Annotated in this window: 18 protein-coding genes and 1 pseudogene; 7 read left to right on the top strand and 12 right to left on the bottom strand. The window is 63.9% G+C overall.

Translation table 11 applies throughout. The annotated features are described in order from the left end of the window. Window positions 1-236: 236 nt before the first annotated feature. Window positions 237-857 (top strand): TIGR00730 family Rossman fold protein, encoded by a 621-nt coding sequence (locus F3H41_RS00260; protein ID WP_149736597.1) that lies wholly within the window; start codon window positions 237-239, stop codon window positions 855-857. 42 nt (window positions 858-899) lie between these two features. Here F3H41_RS00260 and rarD read toward each other — a convergent pair whose 3' ends face one another. From rarD to cysS, 11 genes are all read right to left on the bottom strand, one after another. Beyond that, window positions 900-1,850 (bottom strand): EamA family transporter RarD, encoded by a 951-nt coding sequence (rarD, locus tag F3H41_RS00255; protein WP_149736596.1) that lies wholly within the window; start codon window positions 1,848-1,850, stop codon window positions 900-902. A 67-nt stretch (window positions 1,851-1,917) separates the two neighbouring features. Beyond that, window positions 1,918-2,520, bottom strand: coding sequence for a hypothetical protein (locus tag F3H41_RS00250; RefSeq protein ID WP_149736595.1), 603 nt, complete (start codon window positions 2,518-2,520; stop codon window positions 1,918-1,920). A gap of 26 nt (window positions 2,521-2,546) precedes the next feature. Further along, window positions 2,547-3,164 carry a hypothetical protein gene (locus F3H41_RS00245; RefSeq protein WP_149736594.1) on the bottom strand — a complete coding sequence of 206 codons (618 nt, stop codon included), beginning with the start codon at window positions 3,162-3,164 and terminating at the stop codon, window positions 2,547-2,549. Window positions 3,165-3,242: 78 nt separating this feature from the next. Further along, window positions 3,243-4,862 carry a citramalate synthase gene (cimA, locus tag F3H41_RS00240; protein ID WP_149736593.1) on the bottom strand — a complete coding sequence of 540 codons (1,620 nt, stop codon included), beginning with the start codon at window positions 4,860-4,862 and terminating at the stop codon, window positions 3,243-3,245. Window positions 4,863-5,097: 235 nt separating this feature from the next. After that, window positions 5,098-6,057, bottom strand: a complete 960-nt coding sequence (pip, locus tag F3H41_RS00230) for a prolyl aminopeptidase (RefSeq protein WP_149736592.1) — start codon at window positions 6,055-6,057, stop codon at window positions 5,098-5,100. A gap of 12 nt (window positions 6,058-6,069) precedes the next feature. Beyond that, window positions 6,070-6,579, bottom strand: a complete 510-nt coding sequence (locus tag F3H41_RS00225; protein ID WP_149736591.1) for a GFA family protein — start codon at window positions 6,577-6,579, stop codon at window positions 6,070-6,072. After that, entirely contained in the window at window positions 6,576-7,112 is a 537-nt protein-coding gene (locus tag F3H41_RS00220; protein WP_149736590.1) for a GFA family protein, read from the bottom strand. The genes F3H41_RS00225 and F3H41_RS00220 overlap by 4 nt, the downstream gene beginning before the upstream one ends. Then, a complete protein-coding gene (locus F3H41_RS00215) occupies window positions 7,109-7,639 on the bottom strand; it encodes a GFA family protein (protein ID WP_149736589.1) in 531 nt (176 codons plus the stop codon). The genes F3H41_RS00220 and F3H41_RS00215 overlap by 4 nt, the downstream gene beginning before the upstream one ends. Next, window positions 7,636-8,034 (bottom strand): type II toxin-antitoxin system VapC family toxin, encoded by a 399-nt coding sequence (locus tag F3H41_RS00210; protein WP_149736588.1) that lies wholly within the window; start codon window positions 8,032-8,034, stop codon window positions 7,636-7,638. Before F3H41_RS00210 ends, F3H41_RS00215 begins: the two co-directional genes overlap by 4 nt. A gap of 14 nt (window positions 8,035-8,048) precedes the next feature. Then, window positions 8,049-8,324 (bottom strand): AbrB/MazE/SpoVT family DNA-binding domain-containing protein, encoded by a 276-nt coding sequence (locus F3H41_RS00205; RefSeq protein ID WP_149736587.1) that lies wholly within the window; start codon window positions 8,322-8,324, stop codon window positions 8,049-8,051. 203 nt (window positions 8,325-8,527) lie between these two features. Then, a complete protein-coding gene (gene cysS / locus F3H41_RS00200) occupies window positions 8,528-9,940 on the bottom strand; it encodes a cysteine--tRNA ligase (RefSeq protein WP_149736586.1) in 1,413 nt (470 codons plus the stop codon). Between the two features lie 411 nt (window positions 9,941-10,351). Between cysS and F3H41_RS21145 the strand changes: the two genes are divergently transcribed. Then, window positions 10,352-10,489: a hypothetical protein gene (locus F3H41_RS21145; RefSeq protein ID WP_188129301.1), complete on the top strand. Its 138-nt coding sequence runs from the start codon at window positions 10,352-10,354 to the stop codon at window positions 10,487-10,489. A 290-nt stretch (window positions 10,490-10,779) separates the two neighbouring features. Here the strand turns inward: F3H41_RS21145 and F3H41_RS00195 are convergent, their stop codons facing one another. Continuing rightward, entirely contained in the window at window positions 10,780-11,574 is a 795-nt protein-coding gene (locus F3H41_RS00195) for an SOS response-associated peptidase (protein ID WP_149736585.1), read from the bottom strand. Window positions 11,575-11,610: 36 nt separating this feature from the next. Between F3H41_RS00195 and F3H41_RS00190 the strand changes: the two genes are divergently transcribed. The 5 genes and pseudogenes from F3H41_RS00190 to F3H41_RS00170 all read left to right on the top strand — a co-directional run. Next, entirely contained in the window at window positions 11,611-12,063 is a 453-nt protein-coding gene (locus F3H41_RS00190; protein ID WP_149736584.1) for an NUDIX domain-containing protein, read from the top strand. Then, the gene (locus tag F3H41_RS00185; protein ID WP_149736583.1) at window positions 12,060-12,557 is read left to right on the top strand and encodes a TIGR02301 family protein; all 498 of its coding nucleotides are present in this window, start codon (window positions 12,060-12,062) and stop codon (window positions 12,555-12,557) included. The genes F3H41_RS00190 and F3H41_RS00185 overlap by 4 nt, the downstream gene beginning before the upstream one ends. Window positions 12,558-12,754: 197 nt before the next feature. After that, window positions 12,755-13,024: a hypothetical protein gene (locus tag F3H41_RS00180; protein ID WP_149738144.1), complete on the top strand. Its 270-nt coding sequence runs from the start codon at window positions 12,755-12,757 to the stop codon at window positions 13,022-13,024. A gap of 221 nt (window positions 13,025-13,245) precedes the next feature. Continuing rightward, window positions 13,246-13,926 (top strand): hypothetical protein, encoded by a 681-nt coding sequence (locus tag F3H41_RS00175; RefSeq protein WP_244616108.1) that lies wholly within the window; start codon window positions 13,246-13,248, stop codon window positions 13,924-13,926. A gap of 341 nt (window positions 13,927-14,267) precedes the next feature. Further along, window positions 14,268-14,664, top strand: a pseudogene (locus F3H41_RS00170) (methyl-accepting chemotaxis protein); the annotation flags it as partial. Window positions 14,665-14,793: the final 129 nt, after the last annotated feature.

Raw genomic sequence — 14,793 nt, 5'->3', positions numbered from 1 at the left:
AGCCCCCGGACCCTGCCCTGCATTTCAGGGCAGCCGAAAGGGCCTCGAAAACCCCTAGACCCCGACGAGATGCCCAAAATGGGCCTTGCACCGTGATCCTGATCAAAAAGAGCTAACGATTTCCGCTTCTTTTCACAAGCATTTCCGCCTATGCGCAGAAATCGCATGTAAGGTTATACCCGATCTTTGCGCCGGTGGCTTGACGCCCGGCGTGCCGCGCGGCCACCCTGCACGTCATGAGTGACACGACCCTTCCGATTCGATCCGTCTGCGTCTATTGCGGCTCCCAGCCGGGACGCTCCTCCAGCTATGTCGAGGCCGGCCGCACGCTCGGCCGATCGATGGCGGAGCATCATCTGCAACTCGTCTACGGCGGCGGCACGCGTGGCATCATGGGCGCCGTGGCGAGCGGCGTGCTCTCGGCCGGCGGACGCGTCACCGGCATCATTCCCGAATTCCTGATGGACATGGAAGCGACGCGCCATTCGCTCGGCCAACTGTCCGAACTCATCGTGACTCCGGACATGCATGCGCGCAAGCACAAGATGTTCGAACGGGCAGACGCCTTCGTGACATTGCCGGGCGGCATCGGCACGCTGGAAGAGATCGTCGAGATCATGACCTGGGCGCAACTCGGCCGGCACCGCAAGCCGATGGTCTTCGCCAATATTGACGGGTTCTGGAATCCGATGCTGAAGCTCATCCGCCACATGGCCGACGAGGGTTTCATCCACCATGCCGATCTCGTCCAGCCAATCGTGGTGGACGAGGCCGAAGCGATCGTGCCGGCGATCCTCGATCACTGGGCAAGCAAGGTGGACCGCGAGGGCGAAAGCCGGATCATCGACAAGCTGTAAGGGACGAGGCCGCGCCCGCGCCCGGAACCCTGGTCGCAGAGTTCAGCCGCTTTTGGGCTCCACGATTGCCATGGCCGCGGCGCGGCGCGCGCGTGCCGAGCGCAGCATGGAGCCGGTATAGAGGAACAGTGCCACCCAGATCAGCGCGAAAGCCACCATCTTGCCGGGGCCGAAGGGCTCCTTGAAGACGAAGATCGCGGTGAGGAAGATCATGGTGGGCGCGATATACTGCATGATCCCGATGGTGGAGAGCTTCAGGCGCTTGGCGGCATTGGCATAGATCATCAGCGGCACGGCAGTCACGATGCCGCAGGCGAGCAGCAGCACGAGATCGGTGATGCCGGTATCGCCGAAATGGCCCTGCCCGCTCGTTTGAAGATAAATAATGTATGCCAGTGCCGGCAGGCTCAGCAGCAGAACCTCCAGGAAGAAGCCCTGGTTGGGGCCGATCGGCAGCGTCTTGCGCAGGAAGGCGTAAAAGCCCCAGGAGACGCAGAGAGAGACCGACACCCACGGCACGCCGCCGGCGTCGATGGCCAGCAGAACGACCGCAAGCCCCGCCAGCGCGATTGCGACCCACTGGGTCCGCTCCAACTTTTCCTTCAGCAGGATAAAGCCGAGGAAGATCGAAAAGAGCGGGTTGATGTAATAGCCGAGCGCGGTCTCGATGGCGCGGCCAGCGCCGATCGCCCAGACATAGATGCCCCAGTTGACGGTGATCAGGCAGGCCGTCAGCGCCGCCATGCCGAGCATGCGCGGCGTCTTCAGCGCCTTGACGACATCGGATGTGCGGCCGAGCCAGATCAGCACGGCACCGGCAATCGGCAGCGACCAGACGATGCGGTGGGCCACGACCTCCGTCGCGGGAATATGGCCGACCGCCTTCATGAAGAAGGGCAGAAAACCCCAGAGCAGATAGGCCGTCAGTGCGTAAAAGAACCCGGAGAGCGAATCGCCGCTGTCTGCCGGTGCCGGAGCGGCCTGTTCCGCCATGATGTTTCATCCCGTCGCATTGTGATTTTTGCGGCGGGTTTAGCGCATGGGGCGTGAATGAGCCAATTCATTTCGTTGAATGATGGATCAGCGACAATCCATAGAGGCAGTAGTCGATATGGAAGGCGTCTCCATAGGGTTCCTGGAAGGACGACAGGACGAATTCGAGGTCCAGAGCGGCGTTTTCGAGCGGCAGGGAGACGCGCAGCCACTTGTCATGGGCGCGGCTCGTCAGCTGAAAACCGGGCCGGCTGCCCGCGATGCCCGCCAGTCGCGGCAGGGTGGCGAAGGCGCGCAGTGGGTGACCGAAGAGGCGAAGGCGAAGGTTGCCGCAATCGAGTTCGGCCGGCGCTGGAATCGGCACACCGGCGTGGTCCTTGCCCGACACGGCGATGCGCACATCCTCGGTGAGAGCGTCATTGTCGCGATAGCCGAAGTGGAGGCCTACGAAGCGATCACCGGCATCTACATCGAAGCTGATCTCGCCCGACCAGATCTGGCGTCTTCCCTCGAAGCCCGTTGCAAACTTCGGTCTTCCCCTCCTGCCGGTGGCGAGGCGCCAGAGGGTGGCCGCGTCGGTGCGGCCAAATGCGATGGTGCTATCGCTCTGCGCATCCGTGGTCCCGAGTGTTGCGAGATCAATGGTGGACAGGCGGGTGCGCGTTGCCATTGCGATGTCTCCGCGATCGGTTCGTGTCATATCTTGGTGGTTGCCACCGTCGCAGCCGGCACGGGCGGAATGCCGGTCTTGCCGTACTGGCTGCGTAAGTATCCGTCGCCGCATTTTTCGATGATGGCGCGAATGCCCTTGTCGCCCACCATCGTCAGGCGCTCATAGGCGAGAGGGGTCAGCGTCAGCTCCATGGCGTCACCTGAAGCTGGCGTCCAAACCTTCTTCCGTATCACGAGGTTTGCGGCGATCAGGTCGGAGAAGCGGTCCGCTCCGTCAGGGTTGGCAATCGACCAGCGACGGCCATGGGCAAAACCGATGTGCAGCAACGCGCGGATCACCTGCTCCTCGGCCGAAAGCTTAGCGAGATCGACAGCCGCTGGTTCGGGCTTCGTTAGATCGATGCCGCCGACCCGTTTCATGTAGGCGATGCCCTTTTCGGTCGGATAGACGCGTGGCCCCTGCTTGTGTGACAGAAGCCCGCGCCGGATCAGGTCCTTCACGGCCCCCCGCTGCGAGGGCGGATGGTTGATGAGATCGACCATCAGTTCACCATTGCGGATCGCCATTCCGAGGTAGAAGAGCCGCTCGTCCTTCGGAACATCGAAACGAAAGTAGCGCAGGTCGTTGAGCTTTACCGCCATGGCAGACACTCCGGATTGGTTGACTGCACCCATCCTTAGCGGCCTGGAGTCCGGGCTGGTGTCTCCCCGGAAACAGCCCTACTCCGCAGCCGCCGCCTTCGCCGCTTCGTCGCGCACCTTCAGGAGCTTGTAGACGATACTGTCCATCAATGCCTGGAAGGAGGCATCGATGATGTTGTCGGAGACGCCGACCGTCCACCAGCGGGCGCCCGTGGCGTCGGTCGATTCGATCAAGACGCGGGTGATGGCTTCGGTGCCGCCGTTGAGGATGCGGACCTTGTAGTCGGCCAGTTCGAGATCGGCGATTTCGGACTGGTAGCGGCCGAGATCCTTGCGCAGCGCGAGATCCAGCGCGTTGACGGGACCGTGGCCCTCGGCGACGTTCATCATCGTCTCACCGTCGACGATGACCTTCACTACGGCTTCCGACACCGTCTTGAGATTGCCGACCGCATCGTAGCGGCGCTCGACCATGACGCGGAAGCTCTCGACGTGGAAAAACTCCGGCACGGAGCCAAGGATGCGCTGGGCGAGCAGCGCGAAGCTCGCATCGGCCCCCTCATAGGCATAACCGGTCGCCTCGCGTTCCTTGACGATCTGGATCAGCTGGTCGAGCTTCGGATCGTCCTTGGCGACCGCGATGCCGCGCAGCTTCAGCGCATTGATGAAATTCGCCTTGCCGCCCTGATCCGACACCATGACCTTGCGCAGGTTGCCGACGCTTTCCGGCTCCACATGCTCGTAGGTGCGCGGGTCCTTCAGCAGCGCGGAGGCATGAATGCCGGCCTTGGTGGCGAAGGCGGAAGCGCCGACGTAAGGCGCCTGATGGTCGGGCGAGCGGTTCAGCAACTCGTCAAAGGCGTGGGACAGGCGCGTCAGCCCCGTGAGGCGGTCGGCATCGATGCCGATCTCGAAGCGGTCGGTGTAGGCGCTCTTCAGCGCCAGCGTCGGGATGAGCGTGACGAGATTGGCATTGCCGCAGCGCTCGCCGATACCGTTCAGCGTACCCTGGATCTGCCGCACGCCGGCGTCCACCGCGGCGAGCGAATTGGCGACGGCCTGTCCCGTATCGTTGTGCGCATGGATGCCGAGGTTTGCGCCCGGCACGCCGGCCGCAATCACCGCCGCGACGATCTCGCGAACCTCAGGCGGCTGCGTGCCGCCATTGGTGTCGCACAGCACCACCCAGCGCGCGCCGGCGGCAAAAGCCTCCCTCGCACAGGCAAGCGCATAGTCCGGATTGGCCTTGTAGCCATCGAAGAAGTGCTCGCAATCGACCATCGCCTCGCGGCCGGAGGCGACGACGGCCTCGACGGAGGAGCGGATGGATTCGAGGTTTTCCTCGTTGGAACAGCCGAGCGCAACGCGCACATGGTAGTCCCAGCTCTTGGCGACCAGACAGATCGCATCGGCGCGCGCGGCAAGCAGCGCGGTCAGGCCGGGATCGTTGGAGGCGGAGACTCCGGCGCGTTTCGTCATGCCGAAGGCGACGAAGCGGGCACGGCCGGTGCGCTTCTTGGCAAAGAACGCCGTGTCGGTGGGGTTTGCACCGGGATAGCCACCCTCGACATAGTCCATGCCGAATTCATCCAGCATGGCCGCAATCGCAATCTTGTCTTCCACGGAAAAATCGATGCCGGGCGTCTGCTGGCCGTCGCGAAGCGTGGTGTCGAAGAGATGGATGCGTTCTTTGCTCATGGTGTTCCCTCCCTGGGAACGTGTGCTCTGTCATGTTCTTTCTTGCCGGCGGGCCGGGGATACCCCCCTCTGCCCTGCCGGGCATCTCCCCCACAAGGGGGGAGATCACTTGGAGCGCGGTCCTGCCCCATGCTGCGGCCGCCTAAAGAGCGAAGGTCAGGCCACCTGCGGATCTCCCCCTTGCGGGGGAGATGGCCGACAGGCCAGAGGGGGGCGCGCCGCGATATCAATCGCCTCAGCCCTTGCCCGCAAATTTGTCCGTCGCGTAGATCAGCCGATCGAGAATGCCGGGTTCGGAATAGGCATGTCCGGCGCCCTCGATCAAGTAAAACTCGGCATCGGGCCAGGCCTTGTGCAGCGCCCAGGCATATTTTGCGGGACACGGCATGTCGTAGCGGCCGTGGACGATCACGCCGGGGATGCCGGCGAGCTTATGGGCGTCGCGCAGCAGCTGTCCCTCTTCCAGCCAGCCGGCATTGACGAAGAAGTGGTTTTCGATGCGCGCAAAGGCGTGGGCGAACTCGTCCTCGCCGAAGCGGTCGCTGGTGGAAGGCTCCGGCAAAAGCGTGATCGTCTCGCCTTCCCAGACGCTCCAGCTCAGCGCGGCCGCGAGGCGGGTCGCCTTGTCGGGGCTCGTCAGGCGGCGGTGATAGGCGTGCATCATCTCGTGACGTTCTTCCGGCGGGATCGGCGCGATGAAGCGCTCCCACTTGTCGGGGAACATTTCGGAGACGCCGAACTGGTAGTACCAGTCAAGCTCGGCCTTGGTCAGCGTGTAGATGCCGCGCACCACGAGTTCGGACACACGCTCTGGATAGGTTTCGGCATAGGCGAGCGCCAGCGTCGAACCCCAGGAGCCGCCGAAGACCAGCCACTTCTCCGCACCGGCCATCTCGCGCAGGCGCTCTATATCGGCGACGAGGTGCCAGGTCGTGTTGGCCTCGAGTTCCGCATGCGGCGTGGACTTGCCGCAGCCGCGCTGGTCGAAGAGCGTGACGTCGTAGAGCGCGGGATCGAACAGGCGCCGGTGGCTGGGCGAGATCGTGCCGCCGGGGCCGCCATGCAGGAAGACAGCCGGCTTGGCGCCCGGCGTGCCGACGCGCTCCCAATAGATGACGTGGCCGTCGCCCACATCCAGGTGACCGGAAGCGTAGGGCTCGATTTCGGGATAGAGGGTGCGAAACGTCTGGCTCATGCTCACTGTCTTTCACGATTTTCTGGGAGACGGCGGGAGGGACCAGTGGTCCGTCTCGTAGTCGGGATGCTGGCGATTGCTTTCGAAGATCGCGCCGCGGCGTGCATCGGGGTCGGCGCTGTCGGCATTGCTGTCTTCGGCCGGAAGCGTCGCGAGGCGATTGAACCAGATGACGCGCGATTCCATGCCGGACTGGCGCACGGGCCTGACATCGTCGGGCGCATCCAGCGCGCCGAGCACGATGCCGATGATCGCCTCGCCCGGCATGTCGTAGAAGAGCGGCGTGCCGCAGGCTGCGCAAAAGCCGCGCCGCGCAACAGCCGAAGAGGCAAACCAGGCGGGGTTGCCGCGGGTCAGCTCCAGCTTTTCCCGCGCCACCGTGGCGACGGGCATGAAGTAGTTTCCGGTCGCCTTCTGGCACATGCGGCAGTGGCACAGATGCGGATCGACAAGTTCGCCCTCGATGCGGTAGCGCACCGCGCCGCACTGGCAGCCGCCGGTGTAGAGGCGCTGGTAGCTCATCCCTCCACTCCTTCGCCCGAGCCGTGCCGGCCATGGCGGCGGCGCGGCGCGGCCGTGCCATCATCCTCCGGCGGCCAGACGCTCGTGTCGTGGTCGGGATGCTGGTGCGAGATGATCGAGGCGAAGAAGGCCTCCGCTTCCGCGCTTTGCAGCACGGGCTTTTCGAAGAGGCGGTCGATCCACGGCAGGCGCTTGTCGTGATTGACCTGGATGGCCGGCTCCAGCTTTTCGGGATGATCGAAGGCGCCGATGGTCAGTTCGACGCCGCCGGGGTGATGATAGGTCAGCGGCGTTCCGCAGCGGTTGCAGAAGCCGCGCAGGCACTGGTCGGAGGAGCGCCACAGCGTCGGCTGGCCGCGCGTCCATTCCAGATGCGCGCGATCGGCCGTGACGAAGGCGCCGAAGAAGGACCCGAAATGCTTCTGGCACATCCGGCAATGGCAGATGGAGGGACGGCCGAGATGGCCGGCGCGAAAACGCACCGCGCCGCACTGGCAGCCGCCGGACAGGGTCTGGGCCTCAGTGTCGCTCATACGCCTTGCTCCTTCGGGCGCCAGTGCTCGCGCGCCTCTTCGATCTTCGGGGTCCAGTCGTCCGTGTCGTGATCGGGATGCTGGTAGGAGACGAGCGTTGCAAGGAAGGCGGCGGCACCCTCATCCGCCGACGTCTCTTGCTGCGGCAGAGCCGGCACCTCGTCCACGTAAGGCAGCTTCGCCTCCACGCCCCACTGGATGCCGGGTTTGAGATCACCGGGATCGTCGAAGGTGCCGATCGCCAGCGCCACGCCATCCGGCGCCTCATAGGTGAGCGGCGTTCCGCAATCCCCACAGAAACCGCGCCGCGCCGCATTGGACGACTGGAAATGACGGATGTGCCCGCGCGTCCAGGTGAGGCGCGCCGTGCCGAGCGAGACCAGCGGCATATAGAAGCCGCCGGACGCCTTCTGGCACATGCGGCAATGGCACACGGACGCATCGCCAAGCCCGCCCTCGACGCGGTAGCGGATGGCGCCGCACTGGCAGCCGCCGGTGTGGTGGGTGTGGGTGGTGGGGGCGCTCATGGGGCGGGCTCCAGCCAGTTTTCGATCGCAAGACCGTCGACGCGCGCGAATTCCCGCGTGTTTGCGGTCACGAGCGTCATCCCGAGAGCGAGGGCATGGGCGGCGATGAACAGATCGCCCCAGCCAATGACCTTGCCCTGCCGCTCCAGAGAACTGCGCAGATGACCATAGGCGCGCGACGCCGCATCATCAAAGGGGCGCACATCGATCCAGCCCAGCAGGTCCTCAACACGCGCGGACAGCTTCGACGCATTCTTCTTGGCCACGCCGTGGCGCATTTCGGACGCGACGATTGCGCTGGTGCAGATTGCCTGGCGCGCGAACTTTTGCATGTAAGCCAGCGACCGCCCATAGGGATTGCGGATCGCGTCCGAAAGGACATTGGTATCGAGCATGTAAACCGCGGAGCTCACAGATTGAACTCCCGCGGGGGCGGCGCGTGCTCATCGAGGTCGGGAACCTCCTCATCGAGAGGCTCGAGACTCTGGAGCCATTCAAAGAGATTGGCGGGCTCGGCCCTTGCAGGTTCTATGATGAGCCGATCACCTTCTTTTCGCATGATGGCTTCATGGCCCGGAAGTTCAAACTCAACGGGAATCCGAACGGCCTGATTTCGGCCGTTGCGAAACAGCTTCACGGCCCTTTCCGGGGTGTTCTCCGTCGCATCCTTCGGTCTGGCACTCATCAGCGCCTCCTTGTTTGAACGGCATAGGCCTTCAGCATAGGCCTTGATGGCGATGGCGACAATCGTGTCTCACGACGAGGCTCGGCCACCCTCATCTGCCTGCCGGCATCTTCTCCCCGAGGGGAGAAGAGACCATCCGTCATCCCTCGTGCCTCAGGTTCAATTCGCACTCCAGGTCAGCATACCATTGCGGTTGGCCACCCTCACCTCTTGACCTCCCAGATCGTCACGCGCTCGCCGGTTGCCGGGTCCTTGCCGTCCTTCAGTTGGACGCCGCGGGCCAGCAGGTCATCGCGCAGGCGATCGGCCTCGGCGAAGTTCTTTGCCTTCAGAAAGCCAAGGCGCTGTTCGACGATCGATTCAATCTCGGCCTGCAAGCCCTCGGAAACATCGGCCTTTTCCCGCCTGATACCGAGCAGCGCTGCGGTCGCGTGAAAGCTGGCCAGCGCATGACTGTCGTTTGCTGCGCGGGCGGCCAGTGCATGGAGCGCCTGCACGGCGGCGACCGTATTGAGGTCGTCGAAAAGGGCGGCGAGCACCACAGGATCGACGGTCGCCTCGCCGGCGCCATCGTCTCCTGCGGGCCATTTGGCGATGAGCCGCTCCGCCTCCTCCAGCCGCTTCACGCTGAAGTCGATCGGCTCGCGATAGTGCGTCATCAGCATGGCAAGGCGCAGCACTTCGCCCGGCCATTTGCGGCCGCCGAAGGTTTCGGTGTGGAGGAGGTCGTGGATGGTGACGAAGTTGCCGTCGGACTTCGACATCTTGCGGCCCTCGACCTGCACGAAGCCGTTGTGCATCCAGACATTCGCCATGACCTTGGTGCCGTGGGCGCAGCGCGACTGGGCAATCTCGTTTTCATGGTGCGGGAAGATGAGGTCGAGGCCGCCGCCGTGGATGTCGAAGGTCTCTCCGAGGAAGGCGGCCGACATGGCGGAGCATTCGATGTGCCAGCCCGGGCGGCCGCGGCCCCAGGGGCTCTCCCAGCCGGGCTCTTCGGGCGAGGACAGTTTCCAGAGCACGAAGTCGCCCGGATGCTTCTTGTGGGCATCCACCGCAATGCGGGCGCCGGCCTGCTGATCCTCGAGGTTGCGCTTGGAAAGCGCGCCATACTCGGCCCAGGACGTGTCGAACAGCACCTCGCCGCCGGCAGTGTAGGCACGGCCATTGGCGATCAGCTTCTCGATGATGACGATCATGCCGGCAATGTGTTCGGTGGCGCGCGGCTCGTGGCTCGGCGGCAGGGTGCCCAGCGCTGCGACATCAGCGTGGAACTGGTCGGCGGTCTTTTCCGTGACGCGGCGAATCGCCTCGTTGAGCGTCAGCCGGCCGGCCTCGATCTCGGCGCCGAAGTCGCGCAGCGCCCTCGCGTTGATCTTGTCGTCGACGTCGGTGATGTTGCGCACATAGGTCACGTGGCCGGCGCCATAGACATGGGCAAGCAGGCGGAACAGCACGTCGAAGACGATGACGGGGCGCGCGTTGCCGATATGGGCGAAGTCGTAGACCGTCGGGCCGCAGACATACATCCTGACATTTTGCGGATCGAGCGGCTGAAACGGCACCTTGGCGCGCGTCAGCGTATTGTAAAAGGTCAGCACCGGCTGGTCGGCCATTGCACGCAATCTCCCAGAACGAAAATGCCAAGGACGGAGCGTCCGGCAGCCCGGTCGTTTGTCATCTGGGGATGTCAGGAGACGAAAACGGCCAGGCCAGCACGAACTAGCGAATAATGTTCCGGCAAAGGCAGGCGGCGGTTTTCATGGCACGTCTTATCGCGCTTCGACTGACGGGGGTCAAGGGGCGTCGCGCGCGTGGACGGGGCATGACGCAGCGCAGCAACGCAGATGCAACCTTGAATGCTGCAACGCACCCTCACGCAAGCTATCGCGTGCGGGCGATCCGTTACTTTCCAATGGTAAGAAATTGGGCATATTATTCGTTTTAATTGCCCATATTCGGACATGATTCCGCCTATGAGAGGCATCAGATTGCAACCTCCAGGGAAAACACAAGGGAGCCCCGCCGTGACCACCGCAGATGCCGCAAAGCAGGCCAAGAAGCCGCTGTCCGACCTGATCAGCCAGTATCGCCCGGTCGGCCTGAAGGCCGTGCTTGCAGCAGCCCTCCAGGCCAAGGCAAAGCCAGTCAAGCGCCCGGCCTGATAGCCGGCCAGCGGGACGGCTGCGGCACGCGTGGCCGACCACTCCGCACTCACTTTTTTCAAAGCTTTCAGAACGGCCCCGGGCAAGCGCGCGGGGCCTTTCGCATTGCGCAGTTCGCGATTCCATGCTCATCGACTTCAGGGTCAAACCCCAATCCGGATCGGTGCTCTCCGGATTGGGGTTTGACCTAGAGCACGTCCAGCAAAAGTGCGTTAGCGGTTTTGCGTCCGGACTGCGTAAAAACAAATAGATAGAGCATTTCAGGTGCTCCCGTTTTCATCGGAAATGCTCTAGAACAAGGACATCTGTCCCCCGCCTGCGCTCCCGGAATCCGATCGCGCCTTTTTCGGACGCGCCGGCTTGGCGGTCGGCGGGGCCGGTGCGTCCGCCAGAGGCAGTTGCAGATCGGGGCCGGTATTGGCGACCTTGTTGACCCGGTCGGAGACGGCGATGGCCTCGAAGAGGTCCTGCGGCGGGGCGACAAGGAGGTCGGAGACATGGCGCGGCTCGCCGGCGCGGCAGTCCAGCCAGCGCTCGAAATCTTCGGGCTGAATGACGATAGGCGTGCGGTCGTGGATGCCGGCGATCACGCCGGTGGCGGCCGTGGTGAGGATCGCCGCGGTATCGACCTCGGAGCCATCGGCCGAGGCCCAGGTTTCCATGAGGCCGGCGAAGGCGACGATGCCGCCGGCCTTCGGGCGAATCCAGTAGGCCTGCGATTTTTCACCGCTCTCCTTGGGCGGACGGTGCCATTCGTAGAAGCCGGAGGCGGGAACGAGGATGCGGCGATGCCGCATGGCGGCGCGGAAGGACGCCTTTTCGGCTGCCGTTTCAGCCCGCGCATTGATCAGCAGCGGAAAATCACGAGGGTCCTTGACCCAAGACGGGGTGAAACCCCAGCGCACCAGCTGGGCGCGGCGGCGCGGCAGGTTGCTGCCGGGCGGCCCCTGCTCTCCCGCCACGATGATGAGGATGGGCTGGGTGGGGGCAATGTTGAAACGCGGCGGAAAGTCCCCGGCCTCGATGAGGCCGAACATTTCCAGCAATTCTTCCGGTGTTGCCGTCAGGGCGAAACGTCCGCACATGACAATGCCATCGCATCTGCCGTAAGGTCGGTCAACATGACACGCGAATCTCCTCCTCTTCCGCGCCTGCGCTTCAAGCCCGCCTCCTCGGCCATCGTCGAGAAGGACGGACGCTATCTGCTGGTGCGCCGCGCCAATCCGCCCTCGGCCGACATGTATGCCTTTCCGGGCGGGCGGGGTGAACCGGGCGAGACGGCGGCGGAGACAGCGATCCGCGAGCTTGCCGAGGAAACCGGGATCCGTGCCACGGAGCCGGTGCTGTTTGCCACCTACGAGCTTGCCGCACCGGCGGGGCCGAACGGACCGGTCGGCGGCTTCTTCCTCTCCGTCTTCACGGTGCGGGCAGACGAAACGAGCTTTGCCGCGGCGGCAGCTGCCGACGATGCGGCGGAGATGGGTTGGTTCACCATCGAGGAGGCACTGCGGCTGAATGCACCCGAGAGCGTGTACGAGTGCCTGAGACGACTGGATGCGGAGACGGGCCGATGACGACGAGCGGGCGGAAAGGGTGCGTTCTGCCGCGTCACGCAGCGATTCGTCATCTGTGCAGGCTGGTGCTCGGCCTCGCCTTGCTGACCGCCCTGCCCTGCGATCCGGCGCAGGCTCAAACGCGCAAGCCGGCGACAGACGCAACGACGACGCCACAGGCGGAGGCGGCCGCGCCGCCGATCGAAAAAGAAGCGCCCTACGACAAGCGCCTCCTGCGCTTTGCCGAGGTGGTGGGCGCGGTCGACTATCTGAGAACGCTCTGCAAGACGGAAGATGGCGGCAACTGGCGCAGCGCGTTCCAGACGCTGATCGATGCCGACGCCGGTGCGGAGCCGCAGCGCAAGGCCCGGCTGACGGCCGCATTCAACCGCGGGTATCGCAGCTTTGCTGCAGTGCACCGAAGCTGCACGCCGGCCGCCTCGCTGGCCGAGCAGCGCTACCGTGCCGAAGGCGCAACACTCGCCACAGAAATTACCGCCCGTTTTGGAAATTAGCAGGAAATTAACCTCTTTCGCCACGACCCCGTGTCGTTTCGGTAAAAGGCTGCTAAGCTTGTTAACGAAATGATCAGGAAGTGGCACCGGGCGGGCACACAGCCGGCCATGGCGCAATCGGGATCCCGTTGCCCTCGGGTTTCGGTGCGGTGCACACGAGTTGCGTAAAGCAGGGCAGAATGAAGCGTACAAGCCGCATGGAACGTGTGATGGAACCGAGCCTCAACGATATCGACGACATGATCGTCCACGAGAAGATGCAGGCGGCCCTCGAACATCAGACCGAGGCCTGGGCCGACGGCATGGCCGATGGTATCGAGCCGGAAATCATCGCGGATGCCGCGATTGCCTTTGCGATGCGCGAGACAATCCGCCTGCAGGGCGAGGACGGCGCCGAAGCCATGCTCGAATCCTTGCGCGAACGGATGCTGGCCGGGGAGTTTTCGCCCGCCCGTACGCTGCAGTAAGCCCGCGCGCGCTGCGGACCGGCCGCATGACGGCCTTTCGCCCTTCCAATCACGATGGGGCCGCAGCGTGCGGCCGACACTCCATGGCCCATGCTTTACGACCACCGCTTGTCGAAAAAACCGCTCCTGCATTGATTCGAGCCGCAGCGCGGCATCAGCTCGGCGTTGGCGCTGCGGTGCGCGCAGGGGTGATAGCGGGGATCGTGGCGAGCACCGCACTTATGGCGACGCCTGTGCTCGCGCTCAACCAGTCCAGCATCGACAGCAATCAGACCGTCGGCGCGCGTCCCGGCAAGACCGATGTCGCGCCGCCGGATGATCGCGCGCCGATTCCCATGCCGGATGCGATGATCGACAAGCGAGATCTGTCCGTGCCGGGTGAGACGACGCCGGACGCCACCGTACCGGCTGGCGAAGAGGCGGCCACGCCGGCGATCGAGATCATCCAAGATCCCGCGCAACTGCCCGAGCCCGTGCGGCGCATGCGCCAGTTGATCATGGATGCGGCGCTGACCGGCGACATCGAGAAACTGCGTCCCCTGCTCGGCAAGGGCGGCACCGCAACCCAGGTCTCTTCCTACGAAGGCGATCCTGCCGATCCGATCGCCACACTGAAGGGTCTTTCCGGGGATCAGCAGGGCGCGGAAGTGCTGGCCATCATGCTCGACATTCTCTCGACGGGCGCAGCGCTGATCGACAAGGATACCAACGAGACCGTCTATGTCTGGCCCTACGTCGCGTTGAGGCCGATCGACACCCTCACCAAGCCGGAGATCGTCGATCTGTTGCGGATCGTTACCGCGGGCGACATGGCAGAAATGCAGGAAGTCGGCGGCTATAATTTCTACCGGCTCGGCATTGGCCCCGACGGCCAGTGGAAGTTTTTCCTGACCGGGGACTGACGAGCAGACCGGCGCCATGCCGGCGGCCCCGTCAGACCCATGCCTTGAATGCTTCAGAGGCGAAATACAACCTGCTCCTCGGCATTTGTCATTTTCGGCCCGTGAAATGCTCTCGAGGCAGGAGCGATGCGGCCTGTCTCCTGACAGTCTTCAAACCATTGATATTTTATGGCTTTCACCGAAGATTCGATGTTCGCTCGCGCAAGTAACGGCGGCGCAAGCGATTCGTCCAGGTGAGTTTTCACGCAATCAAAAATTAACTTCCTACAGTCATTCCTACTAAAGTGACGATCTACTGCATCGTGTCGGTCCTTGGTGGGGGCCAGTGGGCGCAACGGGGGTCGCGTCGAACCGCACGGATGGCGGCCAAGGAGATCAAGGATCTCATCCGCAACTCCTCGGTCGAAGTGAGAGCGGCGTTGCTCTCGTGGAGCAGACTGGCGTGGCGCTGAAGACCATCGAAGCCTTCATCGTCACCTTAAACCAGCACATGGATGCCATTGCCACGTCCTCGCGCGAACAGTCGACCGGCCTTGCAGAGGTCAACACGGCCGTCAACCAGATGACCAGGTGACGTAGCAGAACGCCGCCATGGTGGAGAAGACCAATGCGGCCGGCGCTTCGCTGGCTGTGGAAAGCGCGCGCCTTCGCGAATTGACGGCGCAGTTCCAACTCGCGTCGGCGGTTGACAACGGCACCGCTTCTACTCGCTCGGGCACGAGCCGCTACGCGGCCTGAGGCGGGCGCTGCCGGCTGCTGGCAGCGAGACTGACATGATGGCGACGGCCCGGAGATCAAACCGATTTCCGGGCCGTCGTGCTTTCAACCCGCCGCGCTTTCGTCTTGCGGGACGAGCGCAATGATCCT

Source organism: Rhizobium sp. RU20A, assembly GCF_900155885.1.
Taxonomy (GTDB): Bacteria; Pseudomonadota; Alphaproteobacteria; order Rhizobiales; family Rhizobiaceae; genus RU20A.
The sequence above is the reverse complement of the archived record's forward strand: the minus strand, read 5'-3'. Positions and strand labels throughout refer to the sequence as shown.